Origin of the sequence: Falsihalocynthiibacter sp. S25ZX9 (genome assembly GCF_041205405.1) — a bacterium.
Lineage (GTDB): Bacteria > Pseudomonadota > Alphaproteobacteria > Rhodobacterales > Rhodobacteraceae > Falsihalocynthiibacter > Falsihalocynthiibacter arcticus.
Genome location: NZ_JBGFCD010000015.1, coordinates 86,641 through 102,431 on the forward strand (window position 1 = coordinate 86,641; position 15,791 = coordinate 102,431).

At 53.4% G+C, this 15,791-nt stretch carries 17 protein-coding genes; 6 read left to right on the forward strand and 11 right to left on the reverse strand.

All coding sequences use genetic code 11. From position 1 onward, the window contains the following. Positions 1 to 121: 121 nt before the first annotated feature. Both AB9F29_RS16405 and deoD read left to right on the forward strand, forming a co-directional pair. Positions 122 to 2,089 (forward strand): protein meaA, encoded by a 1,968-nt coding sequence (locus AB9F29_RS16405; RefSeq protein WP_369756431.1) that lies wholly within the window; start codon positions 122 to 124, stop codon positions 2,087 to 2,089. A gap of 68 nt (positions 2,090 to 2,157) precedes the next feature. Then, on the forward strand, positions 2,158 to 2,862 hold the full coding sequence (gene deoD, locus AB9F29_RS16410; RefSeq protein ID WP_039001409.1) for a purine-nucleoside phosphorylase: 705 nt from the start codon (positions 2,158 to 2,160) through the stop codon (positions 2,860 to 2,862). Between the two features lie 72 nt (positions 2,863 to 2,934). On the opposite strand, the gene AB9F29_RS16415 is transcribed toward deoD, so the two are convergent. The 9 genes from AB9F29_RS16415 to AB9F29_RS16455 all read right to left on the reverse strand — a co-directional run bounded on the left by AB9F29_RS16415 (position 2,935) and on the right by AB9F29_RS16455 (position 9,853). Further along, the gene (locus tag AB9F29_RS16415; RefSeq protein WP_369756433.1) at positions 2,935 to 3,714 is read right to left on the reverse strand and encodes a succinate dehydrogenase iron-sulfur subunit; all 780 of its coding nucleotides are present in this window, start codon (positions 3,712 to 3,714) and stop codon (positions 2,935 to 2,937) included. 94 nt (positions 3,715 to 3,808) lie between these two features. Continuing rightward, positions 3,809 to 4,348 (reverse strand): hypothetical protein, encoded by a 540-nt coding sequence (locus tag AB9F29_RS16420; protein ID WP_335584114.1) that lies wholly within the window; start codon positions 4,346 to 4,348, stop codon positions 3,809 to 3,811. After that, complete coding sequence (gene sdhA / locus AB9F29_RS16425) at positions 4,348 to 6,153, reverse strand: succinate dehydrogenase flavoprotein subunit (protein ID WP_369756434.1); 1,806 nt, start codon at positions 6,151 to 6,153, stop codon at positions 4,348 to 4,350. The genes AB9F29_RS16420 and sdhA overlap by 1 nt, the downstream gene beginning before the upstream one ends. A gap of 12 nt (positions 6,154 to 6,165) precedes the next feature. Then, a complete protein-coding gene (gene sdhD / locus AB9F29_RS16430) occupies positions 6,166 to 6,537 on the reverse strand; it encodes a succinate dehydrogenase, hydrophobic membrane anchor protein (RefSeq protein ID WP_369756435.1) in 372 nt (123 codons plus the stop codon). Between the two features lie 9 nt (positions 6,538 to 6,546). After that, positions 6,547 to 6,930, reverse strand: coding sequence for a succinate dehydrogenase, cytochrome b556 subunit (sdhC, locus tag AB9F29_RS16435; RefSeq protein ID WP_369756436.1), 384 nt, complete (start codon positions 6,928 to 6,930; stop codon positions 6,547 to 6,549). A 231-nt stretch (positions 6,931 to 7,161) separates the two neighbouring features. Continuing rightward, complete coding sequence (locus AB9F29_RS16440) at positions 7,162 to 8,190, reverse strand: MaoC family dehydratase (protein WP_369756437.1); 1,029 nt, start codon at positions 8,188 to 8,190, stop codon at positions 7,162 to 7,164. Beyond that, complete coding sequence (locus AB9F29_RS16445) at positions 8,187 to 8,390, reverse strand: DUF1737 domain-containing protein (protein WP_039001416.1); 204 nt, start codon at positions 8,388 to 8,390, stop codon at positions 8,187 to 8,189. The genes AB9F29_RS16440 and AB9F29_RS16445 overlap by 4 nt, the downstream gene beginning before the upstream one ends. Next, positions 8,387 to 8,944, reverse strand: a complete 558-nt coding sequence (locus AB9F29_RS16450; RefSeq protein ID WP_369756438.1) for an NnrU family protein — start codon at positions 8,942 to 8,944, stop codon at positions 8,387 to 8,389. Before AB9F29_RS16450 ends, AB9F29_RS16445 begins: the two co-directional genes overlap by 4 nt. A 54-nt stretch (positions 8,945 to 8,998) precedes the next feature. Continuing rightward, on the reverse strand, positions 8,999 to 9,853 hold the full coding sequence (locus tag AB9F29_RS16455; protein WP_369756439.1) for a CoA ester lyase: 855 nt from the start codon (positions 9,851 to 9,853) through the stop codon (positions 8,999 to 9,001). Between the two features lie 344 nt (positions 9,854 to 10,197). On the opposite strand from AB9F29_RS16455, the gene AB9F29_RS16460 reads away from it, so the two are divergent. Then, complete coding sequence (locus tag AB9F29_RS16460) at positions 10,198 to 10,518, forward strand: hypothetical protein (protein WP_335584120.1); 321 nt, start codon at positions 10,198 to 10,200, stop codon at positions 10,516 to 10,518. A 4-nt stretch (positions 10,519 to 10,522) separates the two neighbouring features. Here AB9F29_RS16460 and AB9F29_RS16465 read toward each other — a convergent pair whose 3' ends face one another. Then, on the reverse strand, positions 10,523 to 11,275 hold the full coding sequence (locus AB9F29_RS16465) for a sulfite exporter TauE/SafE family protein (protein ID WP_335584121.1): 753 nt from the start codon (positions 11,273 to 11,275) through the stop codon (positions 10,523 to 10,525). Positions 11,276 to 11,446: 171 nt separating this feature from the next. Here AB9F29_RS16465 and mdh point away from each other — a divergent pair, with 171 nt between their 5' ends. Continuing rightward, entirely contained in the window at positions 11,447 to 12,409 is a 963-nt protein-coding gene (gene mdh, locus AB9F29_RS16470) for a malate dehydrogenase (protein ID WP_039001421.1), read from the forward strand. Between the two features lie 51 nt (positions 12,410 to 12,460). Here mdh and AB9F29_RS16475 read toward each other — a convergent pair whose 3' ends face one another. Further along, positions 12,461 to 13,489 carry a glycosyltransferase family 2 protein gene (locus tag AB9F29_RS16475; protein WP_369756440.1) on the reverse strand — a complete coding sequence of 343 codons (1,029 nt, stop codon included), beginning with the start codon at positions 13,487 to 13,489 and terminating at the stop codon, positions 12,461 to 12,463. A 222-nt stretch (positions 13,490 to 13,711) separates the two neighbouring features. Here AB9F29_RS16475 and sucC point away from each other — a divergent pair, with 222 nt between their 5' ends. Then, entirely contained in the window at positions 13,712 to 14,905 is a 1,194-nt protein-coding gene (gene sucC / locus AB9F29_RS16480; RefSeq protein WP_335584123.1) for an ADP-forming succinate--CoA ligase subunit beta, read from the forward strand. A 4-nt stretch (positions 14,906 to 14,909) separates the two neighbouring features. Continuing rightward, the gene (gene sucD, locus AB9F29_RS16485; protein ID WP_039001423.1) at positions 14,910 to 15,791 is read left to right on the forward strand and encodes a succinate--CoA ligase subunit alpha; all 882 of its coding nucleotides are present in this window, start codon (positions 14,910 to 14,912) and stop codon (positions 15,789 to 15,791) included.

Consider the following 15,791-nt stretch of genomic DNA (forward strand, 5'->3'; position numbering starts at 1 on the left):
CCAATGTTTCAGTCGCAGACCCCTAGGTAAAGCCCAAGATGCCGCAACGCAGCGATTGACAGTGAAACTATATATCAATTATAAGCATAATAACGCATCAAAATTACGCGAAGGTTTGATTATGCCAATTTCCGAGAAATCCAAGCCATGGCTTTTCCGCACCTACGCAGGACATTCCACGGCTCAGGCGTCCAACGCGCTCTACCACTCGAACCTTTCCAAAGGGCAAACTGGATTGTCTGTGGCTTTTGATCTGCCGACGCAAACTGGGTACGATAGCGACCACGAACTTGCCCGTGGCGAAGTGGGAAAAGTTGGCGTCCCAATCAACCACCTCGGTGACATGCGCGCCCTCTTTGATGCAATCCCGCTTGAGAAAATGAACACGTCCATGACGATCAACGCCACGGCCCCATGGCTTTTGGCGTTGTATATCGCCGCAGCGGAGGAGCAAGGGGCGGATGTGTCGGCCTTACAAGGGACCGTCCAAAACGACATCATCAAGGAATACCTCAGTCGCGGCACATATATTTGCCCACCCGAGCCATCCCTTCGCATGCTCACGGATGTCGCGGCCTATACGCGCGAATTCCTACCGAAATGGAACCCAACGAACGTGTGCTCCTATCACCTTCAGGAAGCCGGAGCGACGCCCGAAGAAGAACTGGCTTTTGCCCTTGCAACGGCGATCGCGGTTTTGGATGATTTACGCACGAAAGTCCCAGCCGAGCATTTCCCCGCAATGGTTGGGCGCATCAGCTTCTTTGTTAACGCAGGTATCCGGTTTGTGACCGAACTTTGCAAGATGCGCGCCTTTGTGGACCTTTGGGACGAGATCACCCGCGAGAGATATGGCATTGAGGAGCCAAAATTCCGACGTTTCCGCTATGGCGTGCAAGTCAACAGCCTCGGGTTGACCGAGCAGCAGCCGGAAAACAATGTCTATCGCGTTCTCATCGAAATGCTCGCGGTGACCCTTTCCAAGAACGCGCGCGCCCGTGCGGTGCAACTCCCTGCGTGGAACGAAGCCCTCGGTCTGCCGCGCCCCTTCGATCAACAATGGTCCCTCCGGATGCAGCAAATTTTGGCTTATGAAACCGATCTTTTGGAATTCGATGATTTGTTTGACGAAAACCCAGCCATCACGCGCAAAGTGGAGTCCCTCAAAGAAGGCACTCGCGCCGAATTGGCCCAGATCGACAAAATGGGCGGGGCAATTGCGGCGATTGAATACATGAAATCCCGCCTTGTTACGAGCAACGCGAACCGTTTGAGAAAAATTGAAACGGGGGAAACCACGGTCGTCGGGGTAAACCGATGGACCGAAACGGAAGAAAGCCCCCTTACCGCAGGGGAACGCGCGATTATGGCCGCCGATCCCGCCGCAGAAACGGACCAAATCGCCCGTCTTGTGGCCTTCAAGGAAGCGCGCGATGACACCGCAGTACAAGCCGCAATCGCGGCTCTTCGCGCGGCCGCAAAATCCGGCGCCAATATCATGCCACCCTCCATCGCCTGCGCAAAAGCCGGCGTTACGACGGGCGAGTGGGGCGACGTTGTGCGCACTGCCTTCGGGCAATATCGCGCCCCCACTGGTGTGCGCAAAACCGTCTCGAACCAAACGGAAGGCCTTGAAGAAATTCGCGCTGCCGTTGAAGGCGTAAGCGCGTCCCTTGGTCGTCGCCTCAAGTTCCTCGTCGGCAAACCGGGGCTTGATGGTCACTCAAACGGGGCCGAACAAATCGCAACCCGCGCACGTGATTGTGGCATGGAAATATGCTACGAAGGCATCCGCCTCACGCCAGAGGAAATCGTTGCAGCAGCCCTGCGCGAGGAGCCGCATATTGTAGGATTGTCGATTCTATCTGGCAGCCACATTCCCCTATTGAGGGAACTCGTTGAGCGCATGCGGAATGCTGGTCTTGGGCATATCCCCATCGTCGCTGGCGGCATTATTCCCGAAAACGATGCAAAAACGCTGCTCGCAATGGGACTTACCCGAATTTATACGCCGAAAGACTTCGAAATGAACAAAATCATGTTTGATATTGTCGCCCTTGTTACGCCTGTAACGATCGCGGCACAGTAAGACACTACTTGCGCTCGCTCCAAGCTTTGTGCAGAGATTGACCATCCAGTCAAACTTAAGAGGTCCGAATGACAGTCCATATTGGCGCAGCCCCCGGTGACATTGCAGAAACCGTTTTATTACCGGGCGATCCCTATCGTGCAAAATGGGCCGCTGAAACCTTTCTGACCGACGTTAAACTGGTCAATGAAGTGCGTGGCATGCTTGGATATACTGGCATGTGGAACGGTAACCGCGTGACCATCCATGGCACCGGAATGGGCATGCCCAGCCTTTCAATTTACGTTAACGAGTTGATCACAACTTATGGAGCAAAAACCCTCATCCGCATTGGATCCTGTGGTGGCATGCAAGAATCCATCAAGGTCCGTGACGTTATCATCGGCATGACGGCAACGACCCTTTCGACCCCGTCACGCGGGATTTTCAAAGAGATGAACTTTGCGCCCTGTGCCGATTACGGCCTTTTGCGCGCGGCCGCCGATGCGGCGCAATCCCGCGGCACGCCCACCCATGTTGGTGGCATCTACTCAAGCGACGTGTTCTATGACGAGCGCCCCGATTTGAATGAACAGATGATCCGTCACGGCATTCTGGGCGTGGAAATGGAAGCGGCCGAACTCTATAATCTGGCTGCGCGCCACAGTTGCCGTGCCTTGGCGATCCTGACGGTTTCTGACCACCTTTTGACAGGCGAAGCCCTTCCGAGCGATCAACGTGAAAAAAGCTTTGGCGACATGGTAGAAATTGCCCTTGAAGCCGCATTTGCCTAAATCGGCTTAGAAGCCAGAACACAAAAGGGGCCGACAGATTGTCCGGCCCCTTTTTTAAACATTTTGTATTTTTTAAACTGCGCGTTCGACCATCATCTGTTTGATGTGGCTAATTGATTTTGCGGGGTTAAGGCCCTTGGGACAAGTTTTCGCGCAATTCATAATCGTGTGGCAACGGTACAGTTTGAACGGATCTTCAAGATCATCCAAACGCTCGCCCGTGGCTTCGTCACGGCTATCTACAATCCAGCGATAGGCATGCAGCAACGCCGCCGGTCCAAGATATTCATCACTGTTCCACCAATAGCTTGGGCAGGATGTTGAGCAACAAGCACACATCACACATTCGTATAAGCCATCTAGCTTTTTGCGGTCGTCAATCGACTGTTTCCACTCTTTGGCGGGGCGGTTAGATTTGGTTTCCAACCACGGCATAATGCTCGCGTGCTGTGCGTAGAAGTGTGTCAGGTCTGGAATAAGATCTTTGACCACTTCCATATGTGGCAACGGATAAATCTTCACGTCGCCCTTCACTTCGTCCATGCCATAGATACAGGCGAGCGTGTTGATCCCGCCGACGTTCATCGCACAGGACCCGCAGATGCCCTCGCGACAGGAGCGACGGAACGTGAGGCTTGGATCGATCTCATTCTTGATTTGAATAAGCCCGTCCAAAATCATCGGACCACAAGCATCCAAATTGACAAAATAGGTGTCAACTTGGGGGTTTTTGCCATCGTCTGGATTCCAGCGGTAAATCTGAAATTTCCGCAAATTCGTCGCACCAGCAGGTTTGGGCCAAGTTTTGCCCACTTTGATTTTGGAGTTCTTTGGAAGTGTAAACTCTACCATTATAGCACCCGTTTCTTTGTGGCTCGCTCGACCATATCAACACCAAGCTTGCTGTAATTCGGAGCGATTTTTGCGCTCATATGACTGTTCCGCATTATAGGCCTCCCTGAAGGGAAGGCATAAATGCGCCCCCCGAAGACAAGTAAGACTGCACGCGTTTTTGTTGTGATTGTGACAAGGTGGACCAAAGGTCCGCTCCACCAGAAATTCCGGCATACTCAAGCGGGAGCGGCTCTGTTCCCGTGGCCGAAGCGCTCGCGATCATGCCAGGGCCCTCAGATCGAAAGGAGACGATCTTGTAGCCAGCTCCGCCCGACATCACGTCACTGCGGTTTCCAGTGCGCTCGCCAATAGGAATAGACCCCGATTGGCCCACAGAGTTCACGCCTTCTGGAAGCGCGCCAATTTGGTCCAAGCAGCCAAGGTATGTGGAGCGTACCGTTTTGTTGTCGCCATGTGTATCGGTCACAACTTTACTAAAATACGCCTGTTTTGCCCCAACCGATGAAAAACTCAGCCCAGCGCGGCTTGCAGCATAGGACTGGCATTCATCCGTGTTTTTCGGTGTCTTCAATGGAGTGGGACCGCAAGCGGCAACCCCCAAAAGTCCCAAGACGGCCCAAGACAAACGCATTAGAACGTCCTCTCTTTGGGAGCGATTCTCGCGAGGTTAATCCCGCCCTCGGCTTCCGTGGAGAGTGGAGTCGTAACAACGGGGCGATATGCCAGGTCAACTTTGTTGCCGTCAACCCGACTGATGGTGTGAACCCGCCATTTTTCGTCGTCCCGCTTGGGGTAATCTTCGTGTGCGTGCGCGCCACGGCTCTCTTTGCGAGCTTCGGCGCCGACAATTGTGGCCATCGCATTGGGAAGGAGGTTGGTCAATTCCAACGTCTCCATCAAGTCGCTGTTCCAAACAAGGCTACGGTCGGTGACTTTGAGGTCATCCACTTTACCTGCGATGGCGGTCATTTTCTCAACACCCTCGGCCAAGGTTTTGTCCGTACGGAATACGGCGGCATCGGCCTGCATTGTTTTCTGCATTTCGAGGCGCAACTCGGCGGTGGAAACGTTGCCTTTTGCGTAGCGCAAGCCGTCAAAACGATCCAAGGCCGCATCGACGGACGCTTGGTTCAGGACAGGATTGGAAGCTTCTGGATCAACAATTTTGCCAGCTTTGATTGCCGCCGCGCGGCCAAAGACGACAAGGTCAATCAGGGAGTTCGACCCCAAACGGTTGGCCCCATGCACAGACGCACAGCCAGCTTCACCAACGGCCATCAGGCCCGGCAAAATAGCGTTAGGATCTTTGGCAGTTGGGTTCAGCACTTCGCCGAAATAATTCGTTGGAATTCCGCCCATGTTGTAATGCACCGTTGGCAAAACGGGGATCGGTTCCTTGGTCACGTCAACACCCGCAAAAATTCGCGCACTTTCCGAAATACCAGGGAGGCGTTCGGCCAGCGCTTCTTTGGGCAGGTGGCTTAGATTAAGGTGGATGTGATCTCCATCTTTGCCAACACCGCGCCCTTCCCGAATTTCCATCGTCATCGAGCGCGAAACATAATCGCGCGGCGCGAGGTCTTTGTAGGTGGGCGCATAGCGCTCCATGAAGCGTTCGCCTTCGGAGTTGGTCAAATAACCGCCCTCTCCGCGTGCGCCCTCAGTGATCAAACAACCAGAGCCGTAAATGCCAGTTGGGTGGAACTGAACGAATTCCATATCCTGCAAAGCAAGCCCAGCGCGGGCAACCATGCCGCCACCATCGCCCGTACAAGTGTGCGCGGAGGTCGCACTAAAGAAGGCACGTCCATAGCCGCCCGTCGCAAGAACAGTCATTTTGGCGTTGAAGACGTGGATTGTACCATCGTCTAGCTTCCAACAAACAACGCCTTGGCATTGGCCGTCTTCGGACATGATCAAATCAATCGCGAAGTATTCAATGAAGAATTCTGCGTTATGCTTCAGGGATTGGCCGTAAAGTGTGTGGAGAATAGCGTGGCCGGTCCGGTCAGCGGCGGCACAGGTCCGTTGCACGGGAGGGCCTTCGCCGAATTCAGTTGTGTGGCCACCAAAGGGGCGCTGATAAATCTTGCCTTCTTCGGTGCGCGAAAATGGCACACCGTAATGCTCAAGCTCGTACACGGCCTTGGGAGCTTCGCGGGCGAGGTATTCCATCGCATCGGTATCACCAAGCCAGTCGGAGCCTTTAACGGTGTCAAACATGTGCCACTGCCAGTTATCCGGCCCCATATTGGAAAGGGACGCAGCAATGCCGCCCTGTGCCGCAACAGTATGGCTTCGTGTTGGGAAAACTTTGGTTACGCAAGCGGTACGGAGGCCCTGTTCGGCCATCCCAAGGGTTGCGCGCAGACCTGCGCCACCGGCACCAATAACAACCACATCATAGTCGTGGGTTTCGTATTCATATGCAGACATGGAGCCAGCTCCTTAAAGCGCGATTTTAGCGAGGGCGAAAAGGCCAGTAGCCATCAACCCGTAGGAAAAGAGGATCACCGCGATAATCGCGATTTTGCGGCTTGAACCGCGCATGTAGTCTTCGATCATCATTTGCGCACCTTTGCGGAAATGCAGAAGACCAAAAACCAACACAAGGGCGGAAAGGATCGCAGGGACGGGGCGCGCGAAGGTGGCGAGCACCTCTTCATAGCTACCACCGAAGGCACGACCAAAAATGAACAAGAATGTTGGGACCAACACCGCCAAGCCAACGGCGCTGACTTGCATGAACCAATGGTCTTGGGTGCCGGTGCCCGAAGCGCCTTTGCCTTCTGCACGTTTACGATCAGTTATATAACTCATAGTGGCCTCCTAAACGATGACACAGGTTAACAGGGTAAGAACGACGGAGCCAATGATACAGCCCCAGCCCAATTTATCCGCAGTCACAGGATCAAGCCCGCGCCCAGAGTCGAAATACAAGTGCCGAAGTCCCGCTAGATAGTGGTACCAAATACCCCAAAGCGAAATCACCATCACGAATTGCCCCAGCCAAGACGTCAGGACGCCATTAGCCACCGCAAAATATTCTTCGCCAGTTGATGCCGCAAAGAGCCACCACACAACGAGGACAAAACTCACAAGGAGCGCGTTGCCCGTAATCCGCGTCAGGATCGACGTCATGGAGTTAAGTTGGGGGCGGTAGATTTGGAGATGCGGAGAGAGCGGGCGCTTGCTCTGCTTCATGTCAGCCATGGGTTCACCCTTTCAGGATAAGATGCCTTTGGATCGGTTTCACAACTAATACCGCATTTTTTACACATGTCACTCTTTCAGAGTCGTAAATATGCTTGAAACATAAACAAACGGTATAAATTTGAGTTTTGTGATCACGCATCCAATTGCCGTGATCACAAATCGAGTAACAATTGCCGCGCAGGTTTATGATCTGCCCCGACTCCTATAATAATCCAGTGGAATGCAAAATCAGCGTGGGACAAGCACCCAGTAGTCAAGATCGAGCAGAATATCGGTCAAGTACTTGCCATCCGCGTCACGCAACCCTCCTGCCCTGCCTTTTGTTGCGACTAGCCGCAAACGAAGCGCACCAACATTAGGGGCGGAGGTCTCAGCTTTATCCAAAACCTCACTCCAGGCGCGGATCGTATCGCCTGCATAACACGGATTTACATGTGCGCCGCTGTTGATGGCCGCGATGAGTTGCGCGTTGGCAAGGCCGTTGAAAGACAGCGCCCGCGCCATTGAAATCACGTGTCCGCCATAAATCAACCGCCGCCCCTCGGGGCGCGCCGTGGTATCAAAATGAACTTTAGCGGTATTTTGCCACAGCCGCGTTGCCAGCATGTGTTCAGCTTCTTCGATGGTTACGCCGTCGACGTGATCGATGACTTCTCCGACGGAATAATCCGCCCAGCGATGCGGCTCCCCTGCCAGCGCGAAGTCGTATTCTGTAAAATCCAGCCCGTCTGGAATGGGTAAATCAACTGGCGCAACATGATCCGCAAGGTCGGGGATCACGGTTTGTGGGGGGCGTGATGCAAAGTCACGTTTACGCACCATAACCCAGCGCACATAGCTCAACACGGTCTCGCCGCGCTGATTTTCGCCGCGAGTACGCACATAAACGACGCCGGATTTCCCGTTGCTATTCTGCTTTACGCCAATGACTTCGGAGGTCGCCGTTAATGTGTCGCCAGCAAATACTGGCCGCAAGAAACGCCCCTCCGCATAGCCCAAATTGGCGACAGCATTGAGTGAGATGTCAGGCACTGTTTTGCCGAAAACCGAGTGGAACGCGATCAAATCGTCCAGCGGCGCTTCACTATACCCAACGCTGCGCGCAAATTCATCCGAGGATTGCAACGCATGGCGGGCGGGATAAAGCGCGTGATACAACGCGCGTTCCCCGCCCGACAGAGTGCGTGGCACCGCGTGGACAATCTCTTGGCCCACGGCGTAATCCTCAAAAAAGCGCCCAGCGTTGGTTTTGCTCATTGCTGGCCGAGTTTCATGTCGGGAGTATAGGGCGTATCGACCTCTTTTGTGACCCCTTGACCACAACGCATAACACCGTTTGCCGCATCAAATGCATAGGTTGGGCTGCCGTAAAGCTCCCATCCTTTGCTCAGCGCCAGCGAGACTTTGTGACAAAAGGCCGAAGTGTCTTCTTCGGTTAGGAGACGATAAATTTTCATCCGTAGGTTCCTAGAAACGGGCTGTATCCAAGCCAAATGTGAATGCCAGAAATGATGCCATAGAGGATCAGTGTGATAAAGACGGTGCGGATATCTTTGTTAATTGGGCCAGCCACTGGCCGTGCCCAGACACCCTCGGCGCGGTTGATGAGAATCATTTGCACCAACGCCCAAATCCCCATTCCGCCGAATAAAACAACCGATGCATAATCACCGTTAACCAGCAGATGGGCAAAACTCCAGACAACAACGCCCCACAACATTGGGTGACGGATTTTACTAGCGGTAACGCCCTTGGCGCTCCCAGCCCCAAATAGGAAAATGGAAACAAGCATCAGAAGGTTATTCGCGTGCCCCATACCCGCCATCGGCGTATAAACTGGGATAATTGACGCGCTGCGATAGCCAATAACCATGGCAACAATACCAAGCAATGCGGCCACCGCAACGCCGCCTTTGGCCTTGTCGCCCAATTTGGCGCGCAGAGCGGGATGTAAGCGTTTAAAAAAGTGGGCAATGATCCAGAGCGCGAGGCCAAGGTAAAGTAAAGTCATGAGAATCTCCAAAAGCTGCGCCGACACGCAATGTAAATCCGCTTCACATTGCCTTTAATCTTGGGCCTGTGCAATGGCCTTCGCTTGAGAAAGAATTTGGCGTGCCGTAACCACATGGAGGTTCTCCACAATTTTCCCATCTACGACCGCAACGCCCTGCCCCACTGCCTCGGCGGTCTCATAGGCTTCAATTTGGCGATTTGCCAAGTCGACTTCCGCAGCGCTAGGCGAGAAAACCCTGTTCGCGGTGGCGAGTTGTGCGGGATGTATGAGAGTCTTTCCGTCAAATCCAAGGTCGCGCCCCTGCTCACACTCAAGTGCAAGACCGGCGTCATCCTTGAAAGCGTTATAGACGCCATCAATGGCGATCACCCCATGCGCGCGCGCCGCCAGTAGAGCCGATTGAAGGGCCCCCATGAGTGGCAATCGGTCCGCCCGAAAACGACATCGAAGTTCCTTGGCGAGATCGTTTGTACCCATGACAAACCCTTCAAGGGCGGGGTGCGCCGCAATTTCTTCGGCGTGCAAGATGCCCTTCGGCGTCTCGATCATGGCCCACACTGGGATGTCTGGCAACGCGGAATTCACGTTCGAAATATCCGCCGCATTTTCGACTTTTGGCAATAAAACCGCATCGAAATCCATTGTTTTAAGAGCTTCAATATCAGCTTTACCCCACTCCGTTTCCGCTCCGTTAATGCGCACGATGCGCAATCGGCTCCCATACCCGCCTTGTGTCAAAGCTTTGCGTAGGACGGCCCTTGCCGTTTCTTTCTCGTCAGGAGCCACGGCATCTTCAAGGTCAAAGATTATGGCATCGGTCTCCAGTCCTCGCGCTTTTTCCAAGGCGCGTTCCTTGGAAGCTGGGATATATAAAACGGAGCGGGTAAGAGAGGTTTCTACTGGCATGCTATAATTGTCCTCGCAATATTGTTGCGCAATCAATCCCCATACCGCATCAAATGACAAGGGAAAAATTGCCGCGGTGCAGAATTTTACCCATCGAGACTTCACAGCAGACGAAATTAACCTTTTGAAAAGGATCACAGTACGGCGGCTTAACCACTTATTTGCTAAGCTAATGCAAGCTGTTTCCAACGTTGGGCATTAGGAGGTCCGTCAGGCATGGCCGCCAAAACGACGGAACGAAACGACCCGACCCCTGCAACCACACGGGCAAAGCCCCTGCCGCCAGAACCTCTCTGGATTGGCCCGGCATAGGGTTTAGCACCTTTTGAAAAAGGAAGAGAAACATGAAGAATCAGTTTTTAACACTTACTCTTGCCGTTGGTGCGATGTTGATCGTTGCACAAGGCGCACAGGCACAACAACGCGTAAATTGCGGCGACCGGATAGCAATTGTTGACCGGCTTGCAAATAAGTACGGCGAGACCCGCCAAAGCATAGGATTGGGCGCAAATAACGCAGTTGTCGAAGTTTTCGCCAGCCAGACGTCCGGCACTTGGACCATTACGGTGACGATGGCCAACGGAAAGACATGCCTTGTCGCGTCCGGCCAAGCCTTCGAAACCATGAACGAAGATCTCGCGTCCCTCACTGGTGACGAAGTTTGATAATCTAAACCAAACTGTCCCAAATGAGTTTGCCGCCAGTAATGAGCAAAAAGACATAAGTCACGCGGAAGAATAGTGTTTCGGGCATCTTGCGGTGGCCGATGACACCCAAATACACGCCCAAAAATGCAACGGGTGCCAGATAGGCAACCGCAACCGCCGTTTCCTTGGTAAACATCCCAAGCATGTAGTACGGCGGAAATTTCATCAAGTTTATAGCCCAAAATACAATGACGGTCGTCGCTTGAAATTCTGTTTTGTTCATATTTTTGGACAACAGATAAACAGCTGCGGGAGGTCCGCCTGCATGACTGATGAAACTTGTAAAACCCGAGACAGCGCCAGCGAGATACCCCTTCCATTTAGGCATCTCTTTCGTGGAAATTCGCAACAACCCGGTCGAGCGCGACACTTGATAAACGACGAATCCGACGGCAACCATTCCAATCAAAAACTTAAACACATTTGGGTTCGCCACACCAAACAAGGCCCCACCAATCGCGATTCCAGGGAGTGATCCGAGGATCATAATCTTGGCCGTGGCCCAATTCCATTTCCCCCAAAATGCTTTCAAAGCTCCCAAGTCCATCAACATCAAAAGAGGCAACATAAGCCCGACCGCTTGCCCAGGCGTGAGAATCAGCGCCAGTAATGGAGTCGCCGCAAAGGCCGCCCCACTGCCGAATCCCCCCTTGGAAATCCCCGCAAACAACACCGCAGGTACCGCAAATGCGAAAAATGTTGGGTCCAGTTCCATGTTGTCTCCGAATGAAATGCGCATGTTTTAGCACGGTTACCTGCACCTTTATATGGTTGTTAGCGCTATCTAAACCCTCAAAGTTCCCCCCTGCCGCAGTGCAGCACCCTTGCGTGATGCTCCGCAAATGGATAGGCAAATGGCGGATTAAACAGACCAAGGATCAATTTCATGGCTAGACCCAAAATCGCACTTATCGGCTCAGGGCAAATCGGCGGCACGCTCGCTCACCTTGCTGCAATGAAAGAACTGGGCGACGTCGTCCTTTTCGACATCGCAGACGGAACGCCCCAAGGCAAAGCTCTCGACATCGCAGAATCCGGCCCCTCCGAGGGTTTTGATGCGGCCATGTCTGGCACCACAGATTACGCAGATATCGCAGGCGCGGACGTTTGCATCGTCACCGCTGGTGTCGCACGCAAACCCGGCATGAGCCGTGACGACCTTTTGGGCATCAACCTCAAGGTTATGAAATCCGTCGGCGAAGGCATTGCAAAACACGCGCCAAACGCATTCGTCATCTGTATCACAAACCCGCTTGATGCGATGGTTTGGGCACTGCGCGAATTCTCTGGTCTTCCGCACCACAAAGTTTGCGGCATGGCGGGCGTTCTTGACTCCGCACGTTTCCGCCACTTCCTTTCAGCGGAGTTCAACGTCTCCATGCGCGACGTGACAGCTTTTGTTTTGGGTGGACACGGCGATACAATGGTTCCGCTCATTCGGTATTCAACCGTTGCTGGCATCCCTTTGCCCGACCTCATCAAAATGGGTTGGACAACACAAGAAAAGCTCGACGCGATCGTCCAACGCACCCGTGATGGTGGCGCCGAAATCGTCGGTCTTTTGAAAACTGGCTCCGCGTTCTACGCGCCAGCAACTTCCGCAATTGAAATGGCTGAAGCCTACCTCAAGGACCAAAAACGTCTACTGCCTTGCGCGGCCTACGTTGATGGCGCGTTTGGCCTCAATGGTTTCTATGTTGGGGTTCCGACCGTGATCGGCGCGGGCGGCATTGAACGCATTGCCGACATTCAGTTGACCAAAGAAGAGCAAGAAATGTTCGACAGCTCAGTCAATGCGGTCAAAGGTTTGGTTGCAGCATGTAAAGAGATCGACCCTTCCCTCGCTTAAGACTTTAAGGGAAATGAATGCGAAAAGGGCTGGGGAGACTCAGCCCTTTTTCTATTTCCCCACTCCCCATACATCTCCGCGCGCCGCGACACGCGCACGCAATTGATCTAGAAGTGGTGCGATTTTTTTGTCGAAATGCTGGGTGGTAAGATCAACAACCTCATTCGAAAACTGCGTATTTAGCGCCTGCGGAATCTGCAGATCTAACATGCGCAGCATTCCCTCGCCCGTTAAAACCTCTGCGCGTTCGGGCGAAATATACGTCACTTCGTTTTGAAGCTTAGCAAGGTTTGCTGGATCGCCGCATGTTTGCGCCGCCAAGTAAATCTGCCGCAACCTTTTCCCACGATAGTTATTCCGCACGTATTCTGGGCCTTTTTCTGCACGCCGAAGCAGTTTGCTCGCCCAATGCAACGGCGTCAAACCATCAAAATGAAGCAGGTAGGCGTTGTCATCCTCGAAGGATTTTGGAATACTTCTTTCCTTGACGGGGCCGATCCTTGGGTTGTGAAGCGTTAGGGCATACCCTCGGCCGGTTCTCACACAAGCTTTACCGACCAAATGCCCCGTGAAACCACCCTCGGTGAGTGGCCTTTCGGACGGAAGCACATGTAGTCCCAGAAATCGCCCGTCAAAAAGCCCTTCAGCACGACCAGCAAAACGCCGCCTTTCCCATGGCCGGAGTTTTATCCAGCCCGCAGACTCGGGGACTGTGGTCAAAATGTCCGCGAATCGACCCTCACACCACAAAAACTCATCGGCATCGATATTTAGCAACCATGCGGCGCGAGTCGTCTTGGCTGCCAGATCGGCATTCAGGGTTTGGCGGCGCGTATGTCGCGCAGGAGGTTTTTTCATCCCGTGTTGGACTTGCCAATAGGCGGCGTCACACAAGGCGACATGACAAGCCGGATGCGCAGCCAAAACCGCTTCAAGCTCCGCGTCCGGCGTATCCAAATAGACGAAAATCTCACTTGCCCCATGCGTGAGATGATGGGCGACATTCGCCAAAACCAATTCACTCGGCTCGCTCACGGTTATTACAACGGCCCATTTAGACGCGAAATCTTCTGTTTTCATTCATCAATCCTTCTGGCGACCCTTAAATTACACATTTACCACCTCTCGAATCCACCACAAGCATTCTCGGCTTCCGCATTTTGTGATCACACCAATTATTGGTGTGATCACAAAATGGCGAAAATTCCCTATATTGCATCCAAATGTAATGAAAACCGTTTATTTACACCTTACATGCGTGTTTAGGTACTTAGGAACGTAGCATTAAGATTGGATTCTTTCATGAATATTCATGAGTATCAGGCCAAAGCCCTTCTTCGCAGCTTTGGCGCACCTGTGTCAGATGGGCGTGTCGTCCTCAAAGCTGAAGATGCGAAAACCGCCGCAGGCGAACTCGACGGCCCTCTTTGGGTAGTAAAAGCGCAAATCCACGCAGGTGGACGCGGCAAAGGTAAATTCAAAGAAGAGTCCGCAGGCCCCGCTGGCGGTGTACGTCTCACCAAATCTGTGGCCGAGGCCGCTGCAGAAGCCGCAAAAATGCTTGGACGCACTTTGGTCACGCACCAAACTGGCCCAGCCGGCAAACAAGTCAACCGTATCTACATCGAAGATGGCTCTGGCATTGAAACTGAGCTGTACCTTGCGTTGCTCGTTGATCGCCAAACATCGCGTATCTCCTTCGTTTGCTCCACCGAAGGCGGCATGGACATCGAAGAAGTCGCTGCAGCGACCCCTGAAAAAATCCTCTCCTTCTCGGTTGATCCGGCAACGGGTTACCAAAGCTTCCACGGCCGCCGTGTTGCTTTCACCCTCGGCCTTAAGGGCGCGCAGGTTAAGCAATGTGTCGGTCTGATGGGGCTGCTCTATAAAGCTTTCGTTGAGAAAGACATGGAGATGCTGGAAATCAACCCGCTGATCGTTACCGACAGCGGCGACCTTAAAGTGCTCGATGCGAAAGTCTCGTTTGACGGCAATGCTTTGTATCGCCACGCCGATATCATCGCATTGCGCGACGAAAGCGAAGAAGACGCCAAAGAGCTTGAAGCCTCGAAATACGATCTCAACTACATCGCCCTCGACGGCGAAATCGGCTGTATGGTCAACGGCGCGGGTCTGGCGATGGCGACAATGGACATCATCAAACTCTACGGTGCTGAGCCTGCAAACTTCCTTGATGTTGGCGGCGGCGCGACCAAAGAGAAAGTCACCGAAGCCTTCAAAATCATCACGTCCGATCCCAACGTCAAAGGCATCCTTGTGAACATCTTTGGCGGTATCATGCGCTGTGATGTGATCGCTGAGGGCGTGATTGCTGCCGTGAAAGAAGTGGGCCTCAAGGTTCCATTGGTTGTTCGCCTCGAAGGCACAAACGTGGCCGAAGGCAAAGCAATCATCAACAACTCCGACGTGGACGTAATAGCCGCCGACGACCTCAAAGATGGCGCACAGAAAATCGTCAAAGCGGTGAAGGGCTAAAATCATGGCAGTACTCGTAAACGAAAATACCAAAGTCATCTGTCAGGGTCTTACTGGCTCGCAGGGCACTTTTCACACCGAACAAGCCATCGCATATGGCACGAAAATGGTTGGCGGCGTCACTCCGGGCAAGGGTGGGCAATCCCACTTGAACCTGCCTGTGTTCAACTCCGTCCACGAAGCGCGTCACATCACTGGGGCCAACGCCTCCGTGATCTATGTGCCGCCCCCCTTCGCGGCAGATTCGATCCTAGAGGCGATCGACGCCGAGATGGAACTCATCATTTGTATCACTGAGGGCATCCCTGTTCTCGATATGATGCGTGTGAAACGGGCGCTTGAAGGTTCCAAATCGCGTCTTATCGGCCCTAACTGCCCGGGCGTGATTACACCAGATGCGTGTAAAATCGGCATTATGCCCGGTTCGATCCACAAACGTGGTTCCGTCGGTGTTGTTTCCCGCTCAGGCACACTTACATATGAAGCCGTGAAACAAACTTCTGACATCGGCCTCGGCCAATCCACAGCTGTTGGCATCGGTGGTGACCCCATCAAAGGCACAGAGCACATTGACGTGCTGGAAATGTTCCTTGCCGATCCCGAAACGCATTCGATCATCATGATCGGTGAAATCGGTGGTTCCGCAGAAGAAGAAGCGGCGCAATTCCTTGCGGATGAGCGCAAAAAAGGCCGTTGGAAACCAACAGCTGGCTTCATCGCGGGTCGCACAGCCCCTCCCGGCCGCCGTATGGGCCACGCAGGCGCGATTGTTGCCGGTGGTAAAGGCGACGCAGAGAGTAAAATCGAAGCGATGAAAGCCGCTGGAATCATCGTCGCAGATAGCCCCGCCACACTCGGCGAAGCTGTTCTCAAGGCGATCGGCTAA